The sequence below is a fragment of the Cryobacterium sp. Y11 genome (assembly GCF_002929535.1).
Taxonomy (GTDB): Bacteria; Actinomycetota; Actinomycetes; order Actinomycetales; family Microbacteriaceae; genus Cryobacterium.
Genome location: NZ_PJJO01000061.1, coordinates 70976 through 91175 on the forward strand (window position 1 = coordinate 70976; position 20200 = coordinate 91175).

Here is a 20200-nt window from a genome sequence, read left to right on the forward strand (position 1 = left end):
AAGGGATGCTGATGGATACCACCCAGTTGCTCAAGGGGGTGCTCGATCTGGCCGTCCTGGCCGTGATCGTCGACGACGACGGCTACGGCTATGACATCGTGCGCCGGTTGCGCGCCGCCGGGCTCGATGAGGTCGGCGACGCGTCGGTCTACGGCACCCTGCGGCGGTTGTACAGCGCAGGAGCGCTGTCGAGCTATGTCGTGCCGTCCGACGGCGGGCCGCACCGAAAGTACTACGGAATGAACGCGAACGGCCGGGCTCTGCTCGCTGAACAGCGCGCAAACTGGACCGCCTTCGCCGATACTCTCACCCAGCTGCTCGAGAAGCCGCAATCCACCGTCCACCTCCGTACGATTGGTGACCAGTCATGAGCGAAACCGCCACCACCCAGTCCATTCACGACTTCGCCCTGGCCGTGCGGGCGTCCCTGAGCGACCTTTCGGTCGATGATATCGACGATCTCACCGACGGCCTCGAAGCAGACCTGACCGAGCAGGCTGCCGATGTCGCCGATGTTGATGCGCCGGGCTTTGAGCTTGGCGATCCGGTGGCTTACGCCGACGAGCTGCGCGGCGCTGCCGGGTTTGCTGGGCGGGGAGAGGATTCCACGGTTCGGGTGTCGGAGCTGAGCCGGCTGCGCATCCGGGTCGGTGCTGCGCGAGCGGACGCCGCTCGGCGCATCCGCTCGAGCACGGCCGGTGCGGCGGTGCTCGACTTTCTGCTCGTGCTTCGCCCGCTCTGGTGGGTGCTGCGCGGCTGGGTCGTTTACGTGGTCGCGTCGGTCTTTGCGGGCGGCGCCGTCAGCACGGTGCCGACCGACCCCGTGCGTTGGCTTGTGCTCTGCGCCTTCGTGATTTTGAGCGTGCAATGGGGGCGCGGCCGGTGGCTGCCCTGGCGCTGGCTGCCACGCTTTCGCACCGTGGTCAGTGTGTGCGCGGTCCTGGCCCTGCCGTTGATCCTGAATCTCACTGCGCATCAGGTGGCGTCTGCGCAGGCCAACGCGTATCCGGATTACAACCCGTACAGCACGACGGGACTCCTGCAGAACGGTCAGGAAGTGACCAATGTGTTCGCCTATGACGCCGACGGCCAGCCGCTCACCGATGTGCAGCTGTTCGACCAGGACGGGCACGCGCTCAACCTGGTCAATGAACCGGCCGATACCAACTACCTGCTCCAGTCTGATGCGGCCGGCGTGGAGGACAGGGTCGTGCCGAGCCTGATGGTGCCGGGCGGCAGCGGCTGGAACGTGTTCCCGCTGCGCCTCATAAAATCAGCGGACATCGACTACAACAATTACGACTACCTCGGACCGGCCGACCAAACGGATGCCGCGCCCGCGCCGTTGCCGTTCGCCCAGGTGCGGCCGCTCGTCGACGTGCCGGCAGCGGGGGAGGTGTCGCCCACACCGTCACCGACACCCTCGCCGGCGCTATCGCCGGAACCGACAGCATCCGCTGCGCCGACGCTTTCGCCGGAACCGACAGCATCCGCTGCGCCGGTGGCCGGACAATGATGCGGCCGGCCGCCGATCTGGTGGCGGTCATCAGCCCGTCGGCCATCGACCTGCCGCCGACCCGGTCGGTCGACATCACCGACTGGGTTGCGGTGGGCAACCACCCCGGTGACGGAGTTCCCTCGACCTGACTGGACCGCGCGGATTAGGGTGGCACCAGAGGGGAACCATGAGTCGACACATCATGCACGGGCCAAACAATTTCGCGGTTGCACGAGCGCGCTGGCTCGCCACGAGCGCAGCGATGGCCGCCGCACTCCTCGCGCTTACCGGCTGCGCTACCGGTGAGAGCGTCGCTGCCGACACGGTCGACCACATAGCTGCGGAGCTCACCGACGAGCTGGACTCGCCGGTGTCGAGGGTACGCGATGCAGAGTGGTTTGCGGCCACCTACATTACGCCGCTGAATTCCGAGGCTGGCGGCCGTGGTTTTGCGGTCTACGCGGACACACTCGCGTGGAGCGGGAGCTCCGGTGACGAGTCCGGCGCTCGCATCGAGGTGCGCATCCGAGTGGATGTGGAGCAGAAGCATGCGGTCGGGATCGGCGATTCCTCGTACGCAGACGGCAGTGCCACAAAATGCTTTCGCTACGAGGTTTTCCGGCGACCACATCCGGTCACCCGAAAAGGCATCAAGTGCCCGGACAACCCCGAGATCACCACCCCGACCGCGGCGCCACTCCCGGCCCTGCCCGACGACGCCAGGGACCTGCTCGTGACGGTACTCGGTGCCGCGACGAGCGCGAGTCTGGAACGAGACGTGCGCGCCGCCTTCCCGCACGACTTCATTTCCGTCGAAACGGATGTCGTCGGTGACGAATTCCTGGCCGCCGTTGGTGTTCCCGGTGAGCGCGAATGCATCGTGGGAGTGCGCGGTGTCGACGGTGTGGTGGAGTTCGCCAGCTTCGATCGCACCTGGATCGAGCCCGGTGAACTCGGCTGCTCAACGCGTCTCGTGACGAGCCCGCCCCACTAGTAGTTACCCGTCACCGAGCCGTGACGGGGGAGCTACGACGCGAGCAACTACGCCGGGTAGGCGGCGACCAGAGCGGTAAGTGCTTCTTCGAGCACGGTCGCAGCATCGTCGATCAGCTCGCCGGAGATCACGACACTCGGCATGATGCGCAGCACGGAATCCCAGCTGCCGGCATCCAGCGCGATAACGCCGTTCATGGACGCATGCTTGAGCACGGCGGTGAGAGCCTCTGGGTAGGGCTTCTTGGTGCCGGGGTGCACGAGCTCGACGCCGAACATGGCGCCCTTACCGCGCACCTCGCCGACGATGGAGAACTTCTCGGCCCAGTCGCCGATGCGCGCCCAGAGCGCAGCCTCGACGCGCTTGGCTTCGCCCAGCAGATCGCCCTGCTCGATCAGGTTGAACACCGCGAGGGCGGCGGCTGTCGAAACCGGGTTGCCACCGAAGGTGCCGCCAATGCCGCCGGGCTGCACGGAATCCATGATGTCGGCACGTCCCGTGACGGCGGCCAGCGGAAAGCCGCCGGCGATGCCCTTGGCCGTGGTGACGAGGTCGGGCACGACGTCGTGGTGTTCGATCGAGTACCAGACGCCGGTGCGGGCGAGGCCGGCCTGAATCTCATCGGCGACAAAGACGATGCCGTTCTCGGTGCAGAACTCGCGAATGCGCTTGAAATAGCCGGGGGCCGGAATGACCACGCCGCCGTCGCCCTGAATCGGCTCGACGAAGAACGCCGCGATCTCGGTGGCACCAATGTGGGTTGTGATGTAGTCGATGGTCTTCTCGGCCGCTTCGAGCCCGCTCAGGCCGTCGCGGAACGGGTAGCTCGTTGGCACACTGTAAATCTCGCCAGGGAACGGGCCCATGCCGGCGCGTTCGGGCCAGGGCCGGTAGGTCATCGTCATGGTCAGGTTGGTGCGGCCGTGGAAAGCGTGGTCGAGCGCCACGATGGCACGGCGACCGGTGAACTTGCGGGCAATCTTCACCGCGTTCTCCACCGCCTCAGCGCCGGTGTTGACCAGAATCGAGTGCTTCTCAAAGTCACCGGGGGTGATCTGGCTCAGCTTCTCGGCGACCGCCACATAGTTCTCGTATGGCGTTACCGTGAACAGGGTGTGGGTCAGCTTCGCCGCTTGAGCGGATGCTGCTGCTGCGACATCCGGATGCGCGTGACCGATCGTGGTCACCCCGATGCCAGATCCGAGGTCGATGATTTGGTTTCCATCGACATCGACCAGAATGGCTCCCGCGCCGTGGTCCATGTAGATATTGGCCAGGGTTCCGGCGCCGCGGGCGACCGTTTTCTCACGTCTGGCCTGCAGCTCAACCGACTTAGGGCCGGGGAGAGCCGTCACGAGTTTGCGTTGCTGGGGCACCGAATACGTTGCAGTCATTCCTCCAGCCTAGAACTGTCGGCCGGGCACGGTGACACCTGTTAGAGGCGTTCGCGCGGAAATACCCGGTTTGCGATGCGATTGAGGGTGCCGACCGGTGGCGATTCGTTGTAGGCGTTGGCCAATTCCTGACCGGACAGCTTGTGGATGGCCGCCATGATCTCATCCGTTGCCTGCCGGCGAGCCTTGCCAGAAGTTGCCGGGCCGTGATGGCCGAGGTCGAGCGGTTCACCAAAAGTAACGGTGACCTTGCGGATGCGCGGTATTTTGGTGCCGACCGGCTGAATCTCCTGGGTGCCGATCAAACCGACCGGAACGACGACAGCGCCAGTAGTGAGGGCGAGCCAGGCCACGCCGGTGCGTCCCTTATAGAGGCGGCCGTCGAGGGATCGGGTGCCTTCCGGATAGATCGCGAAGGCTCCCTCAGCGTCAAGCACGGCGCGACCGGCGTCGAGCGCGACCTGCGCGGCCTGCCCGGCGCCGCGTTCAACGCCGATGGCACCGATCGCGGTGAAGAAGGTGCGGGACACCCAGCCTTTAAAGCCGGTTCCGGTGAAGTAGGTGGATTTTGCCAAAAACTGCACGCGCCGGGTCGCGACGAGCGGAATGACGAGGCTGTCGATGAACGACAGGTGGTTGCTGGCGAGAATGACGCTGCCGGTCGCTGGGATGTTCTCGCGGCCGACGATCTCTGGCCGAAACACGATTCGGGCGACGGGCGCCATGATTCCGTAGCCGAGAAAATAGACGAATCCCGGGCGCTTGACCCGTTCTGGTTCATCGGGGGCGTCATCCGCGACGGCGGCATCATGGCTATCGATCGTGATGGTTTCAGTGTTGTCTTTGGGTTCTGCATCGGCACCAGTCACCCGTTGACACTACGCCACGGCTGGCCAGCATCGAACATTCGCCGCGCCCGGCACCTAGCATGGAGGTATGCGCAGAGTAATCATTCTTGGGTCGACTGGCTCGATCGGAACCCAGGCGCTCGACGTCATTCGCGCTAATCCCGAGCGATTCGAGGTGGTCGGACTCGCCGCCGGCAGCAACCGCCAACTGCTCGATGCGCAAGCTCTGGACTTTCAGGTCGAACACACCGCTGTAGGAGCGGATGCTGCCGAGCAGCTTGTGCGGGACGTCGACGCCGACGTCGTGCTCAACGGCATCACCGGTTCGATCGGCCTCGGCCCGACTCTCGCCGCGCTCGCGGCCGGACGCACCCTCGCCCTCGCCAACAAAGAATCGCTCATCGTCGGCGGCGACCTGGTCAAATCGCTCGCCGCTCCCGGACAGATCGTGCCGGTTGATTCGGAACACTCGGCGATCGCCCAGGCCCTGCGTGCAGGAACAGCGGATGAGGTGCGCCGGCTCGTGCTGACGGCATCCGGTGGCCCCTTTCGAGGTTTCAGCCGTGACCAGCTCGCTCGCGTAACCCCGGCGCAGGCCCTCGCGCACCCAACCTGGAACATGGGACTGGTGGTGACCACAAACTCGGCGACGCTGGTGAACAAAGGCCTGGAAATCATCGAGGCACACCTCTTGTTCGACGTGGAATACGATCGCATCGACGCCGTCGTTCATCCGCAATCAGTGGTGCACTCCATGGTCGAATTTATCGACGGGTCGACCATCGCCCAGGCTTCACCGCCGGACATGCGGCTACCGATTTCGCTCGGCCTCGACTGGCCGAACCGGGTCGCCGCCGTCGGCACGCCAATCGACTGGACCGTTCCGCACAGTTGGACCTTCGAACCGCTCGACGATGCGGCCTTTCCGGCGGTTGAGCTGGCCAAAAGGGTCGGCCGCAAGGGTGGCACCTACCCCGCGGTATTCAACGCGGCCAACGAGCAGGCCGTTGCCGCTTTTCACGCCGGACGTATCGGCCTTCTGCACATCGTCGACACCGTGCTGCGCGTGGTCGAATCGCACGAACAGGGTGGAGAGCTCACCCGGGAGTCACTCGCCGAGGCCGAACGGTGGGCACGGGCCGCGGCCGACAAGCTGATCGCAGCGCGCTAGCGCGCCGGTCAGTCGTCCCGGTCTTCGCGGTTTTTCTTGGCGTTTTCCGCGTCGTCCTTGGCCTGCTCGGCGCGGTCCTTGGCGTCTTCGTTGTTTCGCTCGGCGGCTGCGGCTGCTGCCTCCGCCGCGGCCTGAGCCTCGGCCTGAGCCGCGGCCTCGGCGGCAACGACGGCGGCATCGATTTCAACGGTCAGGTCGCCCTGCACCAGATTGATCGCGGACTGAATGGACGCCGATCGCTCGGCGCTGACCTGACCGGATGCTGCTGCCGTGCGCAGGTTCGCTTGCATGGCGGTGAGCAGTGACTGGGCGTCGGCAAAGTCTCCTGCGGCTGAAGCCTCACTGATCGCAAGAATCTCGGTCTGTAGCTGCTCGGCCGTGGCGGCGTGCAGGTCGACGGGGGCGGCCGTGCAGCCGGCCAGCGGCAGGAGGAGCAGGGTGGCCACGGCCATGGACAGTGGACTGCGTCGATTCACGGGTTCACGCTTTCCTGAAGTTGTTGCAGATGAGTGCCCAGCGTGCCGTCGACGGCCGGATAGCTCGGCGGCACCGCGGTTGGCGCTTCGGCCGGATTCAGCAGGAGCAGAGCAGCGACGGCGAGGGCGATCAGGGTGAGCCCGCTCGCCAGCAGAACGAGCACGTGCCGCCGCTCCGGGCGGCGCGGCTTGGCCGGGCGCGCGGCGGGGACGTTGGCGGGAGCATCCGTTTTCAGGATCTCGGTCGGAGCAACGTCGGAGCCGGCAGTGGCGGCCGGCAACAGCAGGGTTGGTTCGGGCGCTGCGGCCGGCAACGCGAGGGTGGGATCGGGCGCGGCGACCGGCAATAGCTGGGTGGCAGTCGGCGCCGCCGCAGGCAACAGCATGGTGGGCACATCGGCGTTGCTGCTGCCGGTGGCCAACGCCCGCAGCAATACTGCGGCCTCGGCGGCGGTGGGTCGGTCGGTGGCTTCCCGGGCGGTCATGGCCGCGAGAATATCGGTCCAGTCGGCCCCGAGCAGGCTCGGGATCTCTGGCTGACGTTGCAACCGGGCCATCGCCGATTCCACGGCGGTTCCGGGGTAGGCGCGCTCGCCGGTGAGACATTCCAGCAGCACCAGGCCGAGCGAATAGACGTCCGATGAAGAACCGATAGCCCCGCCGAGCGCCTGCTCGGGGCTGAGATAGCTGGCCGTTCCCAGCAGCGTCCCGGTCGCCGTGAGCCGGGTCTGATCGAGCAGCCGGGCGATGCCGAAATCGGCGAGCTTGGCGTGCATGCCGCGCCCGGGAAAGCCCGAGGGCGCCAACAAAACGTTGGCGGGCTTTACATCTCGGTGGATGATGCCCCGCGCGTGCACGTAGTGCAGAGCTTCGGCCAGGTCGGCGCCCATCCCGGCCACGTCACGGCTCGGCAGCGCGCCGCCCTCGATGCGGGCGCGAAGATCGGGGCCGTCGACGAGTTCCATCACGATAAAAGCGCGCGAAAAGCCATCGACGGTCGCCGTTCCCGCGTCGAACAGTGTGACCAGCGCGAAGTGGTTCAGGCTCGCTAGTAGGGCAATTTCACCGCTCTGACGCTCCGGCTCTGAGGCGCCGCCGTCGGCGCGAAACAACTTGACGGCAACGCTACGGCCCAGCGCCGTGTCCGTGGACCGATAAACGGATGCCATCCCCCCGGTGCCGATCAGGCTCTCGATCAGAAAACGGTTGGCCAACACGCTGCCGACCGGGCCGAGTGGTGGCAGCTGCTGAGTGGGAACGGGTTCGTGAGACAGGGGGACCTCCTGGTGTGTCCGACTTCTAGCAAAGCACATGCATCCGCTTAGCGGGAGGCACAGTGGCCACGGCCAGCCCCTTTGCAGCTTGGTGCGGTTACTCTTCTTCAGTGGAAACCGTACTGCTGTTCATATTGGGCGTCGCGATTGTCGTCGTGGGCCTCGCCGTCTCGATCGGCCTGCACGAAATCGGCCACCTGCTGCCGGCGAAGCTGTTCGGCGTCAAGGTGACCCAGTACATGATCGGCTTCGGCCCGACGCTCTGGTCACGTACCAAGGGTGAGACGGAGTACGGCGTCAAGGCCATCCCCATGGGCGGCTATATCGCCATGATCGGCATGTTCCCGCCGTCCAAGAAGGGCGGGGCTCCCCGCAGCACCACCACCGGATTCTTCGACACTATGGTGCAGGAGGGCGCGCCGGAGAAAAAGACCAGCGCCCTATCAACCCTGGTCGACGACGCCCGCCAGGCCAGCGCCGAGACCATCGGCGAGGGCGAAGACCACCGCGCGTTCTACCAGCTCCCCGTCTACAAACGAATCATCATCATGCTCGGCGGGCCCACCATGAACCTGCTCATCGCGATCGTGATGTTCGCCATCCTGCTGATGGGATTCGGCAGCATGCAGATCAGCACCACCGTCGGCAGCGTGAGCGAGTGCGTGCTGCCGGCATCGAGTGACCGGCAAACCTGCGCGGCCACCGACGAAGCCTCGCCCGGCGCCGCCGCCGGCCTCAAACCCGGCGACCGCCTAGTCAGCATGGGCGGAACCGCCATCACCAGCTGGGCACAATCCACCGAGATCATCCGCGCCTCGGCTGGACAAACCGTTGCCCTGGTCGTCGACCGTGCTGGCGCCGCCGTAAACCTGACGCTGGCACCAAAACTCACCGAACGCTACGTTTATACCGACAAAAACGAAATCAAAACGGATGCCGCCGGCGCTGCGATCACCGAGCAGGTCGGCTTCGCCGGCATCGCCCCTGCCGCCGAGCTGGTGCCACAGCCGGTGACGGCCGTGCTGCCCGCGGTCGGCGACAACATCGCCGGTGTCGCGCAGATCATCATCAACCTGCCCGACCGACTCGTGGCCGTCGCCAACGCGGCGTTCGGGCCGGGCGAGCGCGACCCGAACGGCCCGATCAGCGTGGTTGGCGTTGGCCGGGTCGCCGGCGAACTCGCGAGCATCGACACAATCCCGGTGGCCGACAAAGTTGCGAGCATGCTTGGCCTGCTCGGGTCGCTCAATATCGCGCTGTTCGTGTTCAACCTGGTACCACTGCTGCCGCTGGACGGCGGCCACGTTGCCGGCGCGCTGTGGGAAGGCATCCGTCGATTCTTTGCAAAACTGTTCAAGCGGCCAGACCCGGGGCCGGTAGACATGGCCAAGCTCATGCCGCTCACCCTGGCGGTCGTGGTTTTGCTCGCCGGCATGAGCCTGCTGCTGATCTACGCCGACATCGTCAAGCCGGTCAACTTCTTCGGGTAACTCGCGCTACCGGGACAGCAGGAGCGCCTCGCCTTGGCCGCCGCCGCCGCACAGGGCTACGGCAGCCTTGCCCGTGCCGCGCCGGGACAGTTCGAGCGCGGCGTGCAGGGCTATGCGCCCACCGCTGGATCCGATCGGGTGGCCGATCGCGATGCCGCCGCCGTGAATGTTCACCACGTCGGTAGTTACGCCAAGCACCTTCGATGACTGGGCGACAACGGAGGCGAACGCCTCGTTGATCTCGATCACGTCGAGGTCGGCGGTAGTCCAACCCTGGCGGGTCAGGGCATGCGCGATGGCATTGGCCGGCTGGGAATGCAGCGAGTTGTCCGGGCCAGCAACCTGGCCACTGGCCTCGATCACGGCCAGCCACGGCAGGCCGTGCTTCTCGGCCCAGGCGCGGCTGGTGACGACGAGCGCGCTCGCACCGTCGCTCAGGGGTGCCGCGTTGCCGGCGGTGATGCTGCCGGTCGGGTCGAACGCTGGACGCAAACGGCCGAGTGTCTCGGTCGTGCTTTCGGCGCGCACGCCCTCGTCGGTGCTGATCACAAGTGGCTCGCCCTTGCGCTGCGGCACGCTGATCGGCGTGATTTCGTCGTGGAATACATCGTTCGCGGCGGCAGCTGCGGCGCGCTGGTGCGATGCTGCGGCAATGTCATCTTGCTCGAGGCGGGTTTGGCCGAGCTCCACGTTGGCGCGTTCGGTCGAGAGGCCCATCGAGAGACCATCGAAGGCGTCGGTGAGTCCGTCGTGCGCGGCGTGATCGAGGGCGGACACGGTTCCGTAGGCCCAGCCCTGGCGGGAGCCGGGCAGCAGGTGGGGCGCGCGGGACATGGACTCCTGACCGCCGGCCACGACGACATCCGCTTCACCGAGGCGCACCAGCCGGGCCGCGTCGATGACAGCGGCCAGGCCAGAGAGACACACCTTGTTGAGCGTCATGGCCGGCACGTTCCAGGGGATGCCGGCAGCCACGCTGGATTGCCGGGCTGGGTTCTGCCCGCAGCCGGCCTGCAAGACCTGTCCCATCAACACGAAGTCCACCTGCTCCGGGGCTACCCCGGCACGGGCGAGGGCGCCGGCGATGGCGGCGGTGCCGAGGTCAACGGCGGTCAGGGATGAGAGTTGTCCGTTCACGCGACCCTGCGGGGTGCGGGAACCGGCCAGAATAACGACGTCAATTTCGGACATGGAGACTCCTTCGTCTGTACAGCGAGCGCGGGAAAGACTCACCGACTCTATTACTCGACTGTAACGCGGCGGACGGTATTGATGCATTCCTACGCCCGATACTGTGCCAGGGTGGAATTCGGGGGCAGTTTGCCCCGCATTGTGATGGGCGGCACAGCATTCAAACGGTGATCAAGAACTTCACTCGGGCCGGAATTATTGGCGTGATCGCGGCCGTGGCCTTGACCGGTTGCCAATCGGGCACACCGGATGTCGCGTCGCCCGCGGCGCCCGCGTCAAGTACGCCGACCGGCAGCGCGCCTCCGGCCGATCCCCTAACCACGGTCACTGCGCTTTTGATCGGACCGGAGAACTTCGAGCTGCACGACAAGAGCGGCACCGCCGTGGTCACGCTTTCTTATGATGATCCCATCGACCGCGTCGTTGACGCACTGACGGTTGCCCTTGGCGCAGACCCCGTCGTAGCCGAAGACAGCGGCGGCGACGAGTATCCGCCCGGGGTCGACTACGACTGGGACGGCTTTGGGCTGAGGGACCACCTGCCGCCAGACGGCAAATTCCCGGACTATGCCAACTTCTCCGTGAGCGTGAGCGCACCAGTCAGCGGCGACGTCTCAGTCGCGACTACTGGCGGTTACCGAGTCGGCGACGACCTGCGCGCGGCGGCACGTGCGCTCGGGGTGGACGTCGACACGACTTTCGAGTCGTATGGTTCGATCTTCTACTTCGAGTTGGGACCAGAGCTTGGCACACCATCGGGAGGTAACACCCTCTACCCGAACGCCTCAGCGGTCAGGGTGGCGGCGAATTCCGAATCCGGCGCGATCGACGAGATCGCCTCGCCCACCAACCCCAGCTTCTGGGTGCACTGAGTCGCTGCCCAGAGTCGGCACACAGGCCCCTCGGGGGCTACACCAACTAAGCTAAGCCGGTGGCTGCAATCAACTTGGGGATGCCCAAAGTACCTGAGGTACTCGCTCCCAGACGTAAATCCCGTCAGATCAAGGTCGGTAAGGTTCTGGTCGGTGGTGATGCTCAGGTGAGCGTGCAATCGATGACGACCACACCGACCACCAACATTAACGCGACACTTCAACAGATCGCCGAGCTCACGGCGAGCGGATGCGACATCGTGCGTGTTGCCGTGCCCACCCGTGATGATGCCGAGGCGCTGCCCATCATCGCCAAGAAGAGCCAGATTCCGGTCATCGCCGACATCCACTTTCAGCCGAACTATGTCTTTGCTGCGATTGACGCCGGTTGCGCCGCCGTGCGGGTGAACCCCGGAAACATTCGCAAGTTCGACGACCAGGTCGGCAAAATCGCCGCCGCAGCGAAGGCCGCCGGCGTGAGCCTGCGCATCGGCGTCAATGCCGGTTCGCTTGAGCCGAGCATCATGCAGAAATATGGCAAGGCTACCCCCGAAGCGCTCGTTGAGAGTGCTATCTGGGAGGCGAGCCTGTTCGAGGAGCACGACTTTCACGACTTCAAGATCTCGGTCAAGCACAACGACCCGGTCATCATGGTCAAGGCCTACCGCCTGCTGGCGGAGCGCGGCGACTGGCCGTTGCACCTCGGTGTGACCGAGGCCGGGCCGAGCTTTCAGGGGACCATCAAGAGCGCAACGGCGTTCGGACTGCTGCTCGGCGAGGGGATCGGTGACACCATTCGGGTGTCGCTGAGTGCCCCTCCGGTTGAGGAGATCAAGGTGGGCCTGCAGATTCTGCAGTCGCTCAATCTGCGGGAGCGCAAGCTCGAGATTGTCTCCTGCCCGAGTTGCGGCCGGGCCCAAGTGGATGTCTACAAGCTCGCCAACGATGTCACCGACGGGCTCGAGGGCATGACAGTGCCACTGCGTGTTGCCGTGATGGGTTGCGTCGTGAACGGGCCGGGTGAGGCCCGCGAGGCCGACCTCGGTGTCGCCAGCGGCAACGGCAAGGGCCAGATCTTCGTGCGCGGTGAGGTCATCAAGACCGTGCCAGAGTCCGAGATCGTGGCCACTCTGATCGAAGAGGCCAATCGTCTCGCCGCCGAGATGCCCGCAGCCGAGCTTGGCAACCCCACCGTCACCGTCGGCGCGAATTAAGTTCTCGACATACCGGGGATGACTAGCTGAAAGGGGTACTCCTAAAATCATCAGCCAGTGTCGCAGACGCTGGCCACGGGTGCACCAACCTTGTAATGTATAGCCCGGTTTGAGCACGATGGCTCATTTGTCGCCTGGGTGGTTTGACCATATTGGGGGTATGCGCTCACATTACGTGTGTTGGGGTTCAGGCTGCTAGGCCGACTGAGTCGATCGTTTCAACGGAAATAATCAATCCCGACCAGTGCCATGAGGTCGATCTTGACCGGTTCCCGTTGGTCCGACAAAGCTCGCATCGGGACTTGTCGTCGGCGTGCCCGTTGGCGCGCATAGTTTCGTTCTTGCGGTCGGTTGGTGCGTCGGCCAAACACGGGTTGCGGCGAGGGAGGAGACCTGCGCACTGAAAGCGCCGGAACCCCGTGGCCGGTAGACCACTTGGGCGTGGAACACAAATCTCGCAAAAAATGCGCAGGCGATCGTCGCGCCTTGGGCGATGAGGTTCGGGATGAATAAGTGCTCCACCAAGATCACGAGGATTGGCAGTCTGATCAGGGCCTCCGTTCCGTTGAACGCGAACGAGGATCCGAAACGGGTCCAAAACAACCGGCTCTCGGTTCGGAGTTCGCGAAAGACGAACCGCTCCTGGAAGAAGAAATTGCCGACGATGGTCGCGGCGGCGGCGGCGGTGGCGGCTGCGGCGTAATACATTCCCGCGGCGGTGAGCCCGGCCATGATCGCGAGATTGGCGATCGCTCCGAAGGCTCCGATGATCGCAAAGCGCGACATCCGGCCGAACCGGAGCTCGGCCAGTTGAGACAGAAAACGCATGCCCTGGGCCAGGTCCGCCTTCGACTGGCCCGCGAAGCGCTGAGCGAAGACGAAGGGCTCCTCAACGATCGTGATCTCGTGCCTAGCGAGGATCTCGAGCAGGATCTTGAACCCTCTGGGACGGAGCCGTTCGAGGTCTACTGCAGCGCGGCGAACCGCGAAGAAGCCCGTCATCGGATCGGTGCAGTGCCGCAGGCGGCGAGGGAACATGGCGCGGGTCAAGGTAGTCGATATGCTCGAAACCGAGCGGCGGGCCCAGCCGCTGAGCCCGGTGTTATCCCCGCCGCCGCAGTAACGTGAGGCGACGGCAACATCCGCCTGTGACTCCCTGGCCGCTGCGAGCAGGGCAGGAATCATCTCCGGCGGATGCTGCAAATCTCCGTCCATGACCAGGCACCACGCGCTCGTGCTCTCGCGTAAGCCCTCGATGACGGCGCCGCTGAGCCCACCGATCGGTTGATCACGGTGGAGGAGCCGCGTAGGGACGGCGCTCCATTCCGCGGCGGACAGCACGGCGGTCGGGGTATCGTCGGTGGAATCGTCGACGAAAAGGATCTCGGCGTCGTCAGGGTCCAGAACGACCGCCAACCGCCGCACGAGTTCGGGGATATTTGGGGCTTCATTGAAGGTGGGGATGATGACCGTGAGGAGCATATAAACCTTCTTTCGGGCGGAGGTGGACAACGCTGGGCAATCGAGAATTAGGGTGCGGCTATCGCATCAGCTTGCACGCGACGGATGTTCCAAGGGCCGAAGCTGCGGACGATCGCGGAGTTCTGCAACGCGGTCGATGCCGTGGTCAGGCCGAGGACTTCCAGGTTCGATTGGACGGTCGGACCCTCGATGATCCACTCGATCTCTTTCCACCCGCTCGGGTGGTGGACCTTGAAAGCGGGGTCGAGATCGGCCTTTTCAAGAACGATCATCGTCCAGTTGTCATCCCACCCCTCCGAGTCGAGGTCGTGCCACATCGAGTAAGGGGTGAGGACCACCTCGTCGCGTGGAACGTGTGAGCGCATCCAATCGAGTGTGTCGCGGAAGTCGGAATTCTGATCAGAGCTGAGCAACTCGCGGTCTTTCGCGACCCAGCCGAGGACCGGTGTCTGGACCAATAGCAGCAAGGTCACCCCAACCAGAACGATGGGCGTCACGAGGGCCTGGTTCGGCAGCCAGTTTCGAGCGACCCGGAGCGCGGCACGTCTCATCAGGTCTGCGGCCGAGGCGAGGGCAATGCATAAGAAGGGGATTCCCGCGACGATGTACATGCTGGGCAGGTAGCCCTCTCCGACTATCACCGGCATAAAGAAGCTGCCCACCGCGACCGACACCCACCGAGTGCGTCGGCTTGCGAGGCAGAGTACCGCCGCGATCGCTCCGCCCACGATCAGGAATCCATCCCCGACTGCCCAGGAGACCAGCAGCTCTGATCGGGCCGAACCAACCTCCCAGACATAGCCGGAGCCTTCGCGTGCGGTGAATTGGTATAGCAGTCCGTCCTGGAGCGATACGTGCCCGTCACCTGAAACCAGCTCGCCGCGGAGCAGTGCCATGAGCGGGTAAAACGCGAGGACAAGCGCGCCGACGGTGAGGAATCCCATCACCGAGAACATCCGCCCTTGCCAGGCGCGCCGGTCAATGAGGGCGACCAAGAGCGCCGGTCCCATGACGGCCGCCGTGACTTTCGACAGCACCGCAATCGCGAAGCTCCCCCCGGCGGCCGCGTGGTTCCACAAGGCCATTCGCGGGGACAGGACGAGATAGAAGGCGAGAAGCAGCCAGGGCAGTGCGACCGTATCCAGGAATATCTGGCGTCCGAGGCTCAGCGACAGCGGCGAGAAAATGAAAGCGGCGACGCCCAGCAAGGCGAACGTTTTTGTGACCGTGATCCTCCGAGCGATCAAGTAGATCAGAACCGCGTTCGCCACGAAGTACAGGGCGATGACGTAGCGCATCGTGGCGATATCAATGTCGTCGCCCAGCCCAAATAACCGGGGGATCCAGATGAGCATGGCTAACTGGATCCACCCGACTGGAGGATGGTCGTACCAATATGTATAGGGGGCTAGGTCGCCATCGTTCAGGCTCAGCGCCTGGGCCGTGTACGTGCCCTCGTCATCCGCGTACGCGAGACCCGTGAGATTCGTGAAGAACACCGCGCTGGCGACCAGGACGACCGCGGAAACGGCTGCCGTGTCCGGGCGGGCCAGGCGCCCGATGGACCAGCGGGGTTGCGCCGCGGGTTCCTGCGTCAAAACTGAACTCATCGTGCTTCCGCCAATTCAACGTTCGCCATCTTCAGGTGGGCGCCGTTATGGGCTGTCTTGTCCCAGCGGAAATCTCCGGTGTAGAACTTGCCGAGAGCGCGGATCGCCGAGATCGCAAGGAGGACCTGATAGGCAGGGGCGCCAAGAAGGAGACGTAGGTAGTCGCGCGGACGAATCCGAAAATTGTGGTCCTTGCCGAATTCGTGCAGCATGCAGATCTCGAGCGCGAACAACGCGATCGTCGGGATTAGCGGGAGGAATGTCGCCATGGTGATCGGAAGAGGGAACTTGGCGAAGAGGGCCAGCGTGATGGAGATCGGGATCAGCACTCCAGCCAGGGCCATGAAATGCTGTTGGGTCAGCGTCCACCAGGCATTCAATCGCTGAACGCCGGTCGGCATTCGGCGCCAATCCCCCTTCGCGTAGACCTGCATGAAGCCAAGGGACCAGCGGGTGCGTTGCCGGATGAGTGAGGCCACGGAGTCGGGAGTTTCCTCCCTGGTTACCAGGTCGGGCGAGTACGCGACGACAATGCGCCGCCTGAGTACCGACAGGCGGACTCCCAGGTCGCAGTCCTCGGCGAGACAGTCGCCGTCCCAGCCACCCACGGAGACAAGCAGTTCGCGCTTGACGAAGACCGTATTGCCGCCGAGCGGGATGAAGCCGCTCTTCGCGTGGGCGTGGAGGCGCGAGCGAAACCAAATGAAATACTCCAGGCAGTTGCGCAGCGAATACCAGCTGTCGCTGAAGTTGACCAACTGCACGGCACCCTGCACGACGTCGGCGTGCCGATGCTGGAAGACACTGTCGATATGGGCGAGCAGGTCCGGAGCAGCAATTGATTCGGCATCGAAGATGCCGACGATGTCGTTGCGGCAAAGCTTCAGCGCCGTATTGAGCTGCCGTGGCTTGTTCTTGACCGCATTGCTGTCGATGCTCACCCGCACTCTATCCGGGTGCTCCTTCGCCAGGGCCTGCGCGACTGCCACCGTGTCGTCGTCGTCGTCGCCGACTGATATGATCACCTCGACCCGGGAATGAGTCTGCTCCAGAAGCCGCCCGAGGGTGGCCCGCATCACCTCTTCCCGCTCGGTTCGACAGGGCATGATGAGCGAGAAGCTGTGCTCGTTCTCGGGCAAGATGTCGGGGTACCCGGTCCTGCTCCGATGATCAGGGCTCCACCAGGCGTAGGTGGACAGGAACAGTGTCGAGCAAGCGAGCAGGACCAGGCAGGCGGTGATGATCAGGACGGCGATGTGGGCGGCAGTAATGAGCACGGTGAACCTCTCTCGGTTGGAACCTGAAAGAACGAGTTGGGGAGCGGGGGAGCTCTAAAGTAAGTTCAGCCCGAGTTGCCGGCGCCGAGGTCAGTCGTGAACTGAGCAGCCGATTCCATCCCGGTCGCCGTCGAGGCGTTGCGGGTCGGTTTTCTTCTGTCGGATCTCGATGCCCTCGGGGAAATACTGGCGAACCTCTAAGCAGGTCCAGGTGTGGGGCATTGAATGCGGGTTCAAGCCAGCATCGATCATCTCCTTTACGTGCGCGGCCTGGCTCGGTGGAATCGTTGGCAGGCACTGTCCTGCCGACCCGTATTCACGGAGACAGCCGCCGAGGGAAGTTGAGAGTTTTTCCAACTCTTTCGCGGGGTCGATAGCGGGGCGCTTCCCCGGCAGCGTCTTCGGATCCCGGGCCTTGGGCTTCCCCCGCGATGCGCTCTCCGCAAGGGGGGTTTCTTTGTGTTCGCCAAGCCCGGACACCTTCGCGTCCTTCAGCTTGAGTGCAACCGGTTTCTGCGAAGGTTTGATGCCCAACTGTTGCGCGGAAACTTGGACCGCGGATGCATCCCACGGTTGGGCGATGACAGCACCCCCAGCGGCCAAGGAGGCTCCGGTCAGCAGTGCAACGCTGACGACGATTTTCAGCCGGGAATGACGTTTTGGATTTTTCATGTTATGAGACCCATATCCAATCTGCCGTGCTAGGCACGCCATTGCTGTCCAAGACGGTTAATAGGTAAGGGCCTGGGGGTAGAAGGTTGGGGTTGGCGGGTATTTGCACGACCCGCGAACTTCCAGTGCCAGCGATGGGCAAGTCCACCAGACGCGCATTCGTGTCGGTCTGGTGCGTTGGCGACATGGGTGCCGTCAGACTGGCCGATACCACGTCACCGGTTACCGTAATGGGGAACGAATCGCCGTATTGGGCGGCGGTGGGCATGCCGGAGGCTGTGGGTCGTTCGCCCTTGTACAGATACGGGGGGCTGTACACCGAGATCTTCAACTCAAAGCTGTTGTCAACGGGATTGGAACCCAAGACGACGACTCGACCATCGGGCAGCAGGGTGGCGCTCGAATGATAGTTGCGACCAATCGGATCGCCCTCGATGGACTTCCAGAGCCCGGCCTCGGGGTCATAGATCGCCGCGGTGTTGACGTTGTCCGAACGGTTGTACTTAGCGCCGTCCGCCGCCAGAACGGTGCGATCCGGGAGGGAAACCAGGTTGACGTACATCTTGCCAGGGCCGGGCAAATCCGGTCCCGCTTGATACGCCGGAGCGGTCTTGGAAAGTTCGATGATGTCGACCGTGCTGGTTGCGGCATTGTTCGTGTCCGAGTTACCCCCGCCGACGATCATGACCTTCTGGTCTTGGGCGGGTGGAAGCAGTACGGAACCGGCCTGGTCGCGGAGATCTTTCTGACGTAATCCCGGTAAATCCCAAATCTGAGCGGTGCGCCAATCATAGAGGGCCGCGCCCGTTCCCGGCAGACCATTTCCGAAGGTGTGGCCACCGGAATAAAACAGCATCCCGTCGTCCAGTAGATACATGTGCGGGTATGTGCCCCAGAAACTCCAGGTCTGGGGAACTTGGCCTATGGGGAGCCATTTCATTTGGGAGGAGTCGAACATCTCGGTGAGTACCGTGCCCTCTGCCTTTTCGTCGAGGCCGCCGGCGGACCACACGTCACCGTCACCGAGCTTCGTGAGGGTCGGATACCAGTGCGCACCGGCCATGTCGGATAGGCGATGGAACTGGTCATCACTCGGATCGAAGTAGTAGCTTTTGTTCGATCCCTTGAACGTGTTCGGTCCCTGATCCTGCTGGGGATAGGCCAGGGTACCGCCGGCGATGAGTACCTTGCCGTCGGAGAGGGTCACGTGTCCGGCGCAGAACATGTCATATGGCGCGGGGACTTCGGTGTACACGTTGGTGTCGGGCGACCACACGACTGCACGGAATGTGCCCGCCGCGAATTGAGCGCCGTCATTCCCGCTCCCAGCGATGAGGAGAAGTCGGCCATCGTGCAGCAGCGTCGTATGGACGGTGCGCAAGGGCATGTCAACGTCGAGAACCCGCCAGCTCCCCACTGCGGCGGGGCCCGTGGTCGGCGGGTCCGTGCTATCTGGTGGAGGCACCGTGGCCAGCGAAGTCATGGAGTAGTTCGTGGTGAGAAGCGTGCCGTTCGAAGAAATAGAGAGGCCGAAGGCCACCCGGTCCACTCCGGAAGGAATCAACGGCAGGGGTGCGCGTGCCGTTGTCCACTCCGTGCTTGCGGGAAATGTGTCGAGCTCCGTCCAGTACGACCAGCCGGCGGTCGTGTGTTTGAAGACCGTGAGACCGTTCCCCGTCGAGGTCGACTTGTAATCGACCGAGATCTGGTAGCCGACACCTGCGACGACCGACGGGGCGCATCCTGGGGCCTCCGATTGCAGCAGCTTGGCGTCGCCGGAAATCAGGTTGGAGACGCTAATGCGGTAGGAGCGGGAACCCGTTGGCAACGCCGTTGGACTATCTGCGTCGAATCCTTGGGAAACCGCCCTGTCCCCCCATCCGGCCGTGAAGAAACAGTCTGGGGTCGTGGCGCCCTCGGCGAGGGATCCATTGACGATGAGTTCGTTTGTGGGTCGCGGTGTTTCGCTTACTTGCGTGAGGGAGTAATCGTCAGTGGCTAGAGTCCCGTTGGCCGACAGTGAGATTCCGAAGACGATGCGGTCGGTTCCTGGTGGTATGACGGGCGTTGTCGCCGCAGCCTCGACCCACGACGGGCTCGCGGGCACCGCGCCCAAGTCGCCCCAATAGAACCAGCCGTCTGCGGTGTGTCGAAAAACAGTCAGCGCCCCTTGCGGTGTGGACTTATGCCAAATGCCGAGCCGGTAGGTCTGTCCGGGTGTGACAGCGGGCGCGCACGCGTCCGTCTCTGTCTGGAGCAGTTTCTGATCTCCGGACACGTAGTTGTTCACGGATACTGAGACCGCGCGGCCGCCCGTTGGGCCTGCGATAAGCGACCAGGAGGCTTCAGTGCCCCAACCCGCTGGAGAGAAACACGTCGGCCAAGGTTCGCCCTGCTCCAATGACGGATTGGAAACGAGATTTACTGGCTCGGCTGCTGCACGAATGTCGACGGGTGCGGTGGCAAGGGGGATCAGCCCGAAGGTGAGGACAACGCCTTGCGCGAATATGGTCGCTGTGCGCGCGAGGAAAGTAGCTCTGAATGGCACGGTTATGCTCCCTGAGGCCTTTGCGAATCGGCCACTCGGCTGAGTGGCTTAATTTCGGGTTCTCCTTGCCGGACTCTTAAATTGCCAGATCAAAGCTAAATTTTCCTCAACTTGTGAGGCTCGGGCATGAGCATAGCGAAATACTGTGAATCTGCCTAATCCCTCGGTTTGTCGTTGAATTTGCGGCTC

Annotated in this window: 18 protein-coding genes; 8 read left to right on the plus strand and 10 right to left on the minus strand. The window is 63.9% G+C overall.

Translation table 11 applies throughout. From position 1 onward, the window contains the following. Positions 1-11: 11 nt before the first annotated feature. The 4 genes from CXY75_RS17015 to CXY75_RS17025 are packed head-to-tail and all read left to right on the plus strand — an operon-like array spanning position 12 to position 2492. On the plus strand, positions 12-371 hold the full coding sequence (locus CXY75_RS17015; RefSeq protein ID WP_104084383.1) for a PadR family transcriptional regulator: 360 nt from the start codon (positions 12-14) through the stop codon (positions 369-371). Next, positions 368-1516: a hypothetical protein gene (locus tag CXY75_RS17020; RefSeq protein WP_104083991.1), complete on the plus strand. Its 1149-nt coding sequence runs from the start codon at positions 368-370 to the stop codon at positions 1514-1516. Before CXY75_RS17015 ends, CXY75_RS17020 begins: the two co-directional genes overlap by 4 nt. Then, positions 1513-1647 (plus strand): hypothetical protein, encoded by a 135-nt coding sequence (locus CXY75_RS20780; RefSeq protein WP_255411805.1) that lies wholly within the window; start codon positions 1513-1515, stop codon positions 1645-1647. The genes CXY75_RS17020 and CXY75_RS20780 overlap by 4 nt, the downstream gene beginning before the upstream one ends. 38 nt (positions 1648-1685) lie before the next feature. After that, entirely contained in the window at positions 1686-2492 is an 807-nt protein-coding gene (locus tag CXY75_RS17025) for a hypothetical protein (protein ID WP_104083992.1), read from the plus strand. Positions 2493-2539: 47 nt separating this feature from the next. Here the strand turns inward: CXY75_RS17025 and CXY75_RS17030 are convergent, their stop codons facing one another. Both CXY75_RS17030 and CXY75_RS17035 read right to left on the minus strand, forming a co-directional pair. Next, on the minus strand, positions 2540-3886 hold the full coding sequence (locus tag CXY75_RS17030) for an aminotransferase class III-fold pyridoxal phosphate-dependent enzyme (RefSeq protein WP_104083993.1): 1347 nt from the start codon (positions 3884-3886) through the stop codon (positions 2540-2542). 41 nt (positions 3887-3927) lie between these two features. Next, positions 3928-4755: a lysophospholipid acyltransferase family protein gene (locus CXY75_RS17035; RefSeq protein ID WP_369826746.1), complete on the minus strand. Its 828-nt coding sequence runs from the start codon at positions 4753-4755 to the stop codon at positions 3928-3930. Between the two features lie 67 nt (positions 4756-4822). On the opposite strand from CXY75_RS17035, the gene CXY75_RS17040 reads away from it, so the two are divergent. After that, positions 4823-5905, plus strand: a complete 1083-nt coding sequence (locus tag CXY75_RS17040; protein WP_104083994.1) for a 1-deoxy-D-xylulose-5-phosphate reductoisomerase — start codon at positions 4823-4825, stop codon at positions 5903-5905. Between the two features lie 8 nt (positions 5906-5913). Here the strand turns inward: CXY75_RS17040 and CXY75_RS17045 are convergent, their stop codons facing one another. Together CXY75_RS17045 and CXY75_RS17050 are read right to left on the minus strand one after the other, a co-directional pair. Further along, positions 5914-6381 (minus strand): mucin-associated surface protein, encoded by a 468-nt coding sequence (locus CXY75_RS17045; RefSeq protein ID WP_146069522.1) that lies wholly within the window; start codon positions 6379-6381, stop codon positions 5914-5916. Next, the gene (locus tag CXY75_RS17050; protein ID WP_233201989.1) at positions 6378-7598 is read right to left on the minus strand and encodes a serine/threonine-protein kinase; all 1221 of its coding nucleotides are present in this window, start codon (positions 7596-7598) and stop codon (positions 6378-6380) included. Before CXY75_RS17050 ends, CXY75_RS17045 begins: the two co-directional genes overlap by 4 nt. Before the next feature lie 167 nt (positions 7599-7765). Here CXY75_RS17050 and CXY75_RS17055 point away from each other — a divergent pair, with 167 nt between their 5' ends. After that, a complete protein-coding gene (locus tag CXY75_RS17055; protein WP_104083997.1) occupies positions 7766-9145 on the plus strand; it encodes an RIP metalloprotease in 1380 nt (459 codons plus the stop codon). 6 nt (positions 9146-9151) lie between these two features. Here the strand turns inward: CXY75_RS17055 and CXY75_RS17060 are convergent, their stop codons facing one another. After that, the gene (locus CXY75_RS17060) at positions 9152-10336 is read right to left on the minus strand and encodes an acetyl-CoA C-acetyltransferase (RefSeq protein ID WP_104083998.1); all 1185 of its coding nucleotides are present in this window, start codon (positions 10334-10336) and stop codon (positions 9152-9154) included. 167 nt (positions 10337-10503) lie between these two features. On the opposite strand from CXY75_RS17060, the gene CXY75_RS17065 reads away from it, so the two are divergent. Together CXY75_RS17065 and ispG are read left to right on the plus strand one after the other, a co-directional pair. Further along, positions 10504-11208: a hypothetical protein gene (locus tag CXY75_RS17065; RefSeq protein WP_104083999.1), complete on the plus strand. Its 705-nt coding sequence runs from the start codon at positions 10504-10506 to the stop codon at positions 11206-11208. A 59-nt stretch (positions 11209-11267) separates the two neighbouring features. Continuing rightward, complete coding sequence (ispG, locus tag CXY75_RS17070) at positions 11268-12422, plus strand: flavodoxin-dependent (E)-4-hydroxy-3-methylbut-2-enyl-diphosphate synthase (protein WP_199182494.1); 1155 nt, start codon at positions 11268-11270, stop codon at positions 12420-12422. Positions 12423-12653: 231 nt separating this feature from the next. On the opposite strand, the gene CXY75_RS17075 is transcribed toward ispG, so the two are convergent. From CXY75_RS17075 to CXY75_RS17095, 5 genes are all read right to left on the minus strand, one after another. After that, a complete protein-coding gene (locus tag CXY75_RS17075; RefSeq protein WP_104084001.1) occupies positions 12654-13904 on the minus strand; it encodes a glycosyltransferase family 2 protein in 1251 nt (416 codons plus the stop codon). Positions 13905-13951: 47 nt separating this feature from the next. Continuing rightward, positions 13952-15514: a glycosyltransferase family 39 protein gene (locus CXY75_RS17080; protein ID WP_104084002.1), complete on the minus strand. Its 1563-nt coding sequence runs from the start codon at positions 15512-15514 to the stop codon at positions 13952-13954. Beyond that, entirely contained in the window at positions 15511-16791 is a 1281-nt protein-coding gene (locus CXY75_RS17085; protein ID WP_233201990.1) for a glycosyltransferase family 2 protein, read from the minus strand. The genes CXY75_RS17080 and CXY75_RS17085 overlap by 4 nt, the downstream gene beginning before the upstream one ends. Positions 16792-16881: 90 nt before the next feature. After that, positions 16882-17463, minus strand: a complete 582-nt coding sequence (locus tag CXY75_RS17090; RefSeq protein WP_104084003.1) for a hypothetical protein — start codon at positions 17461-17463, stop codon at positions 16882-16884. A gap of 1 nt (position 17464) precedes the next feature. Continuing rightward, complete coding sequence (locus tag CXY75_RS17095) at positions 17465-20011, minus strand: galactose oxidase early set domain-containing protein (protein ID WP_233201991.1); 2547 nt, start codon at positions 20009-20011, stop codon at positions 17465-17467. Positions 20012-20200: the final 189 nt, after the last annotated feature.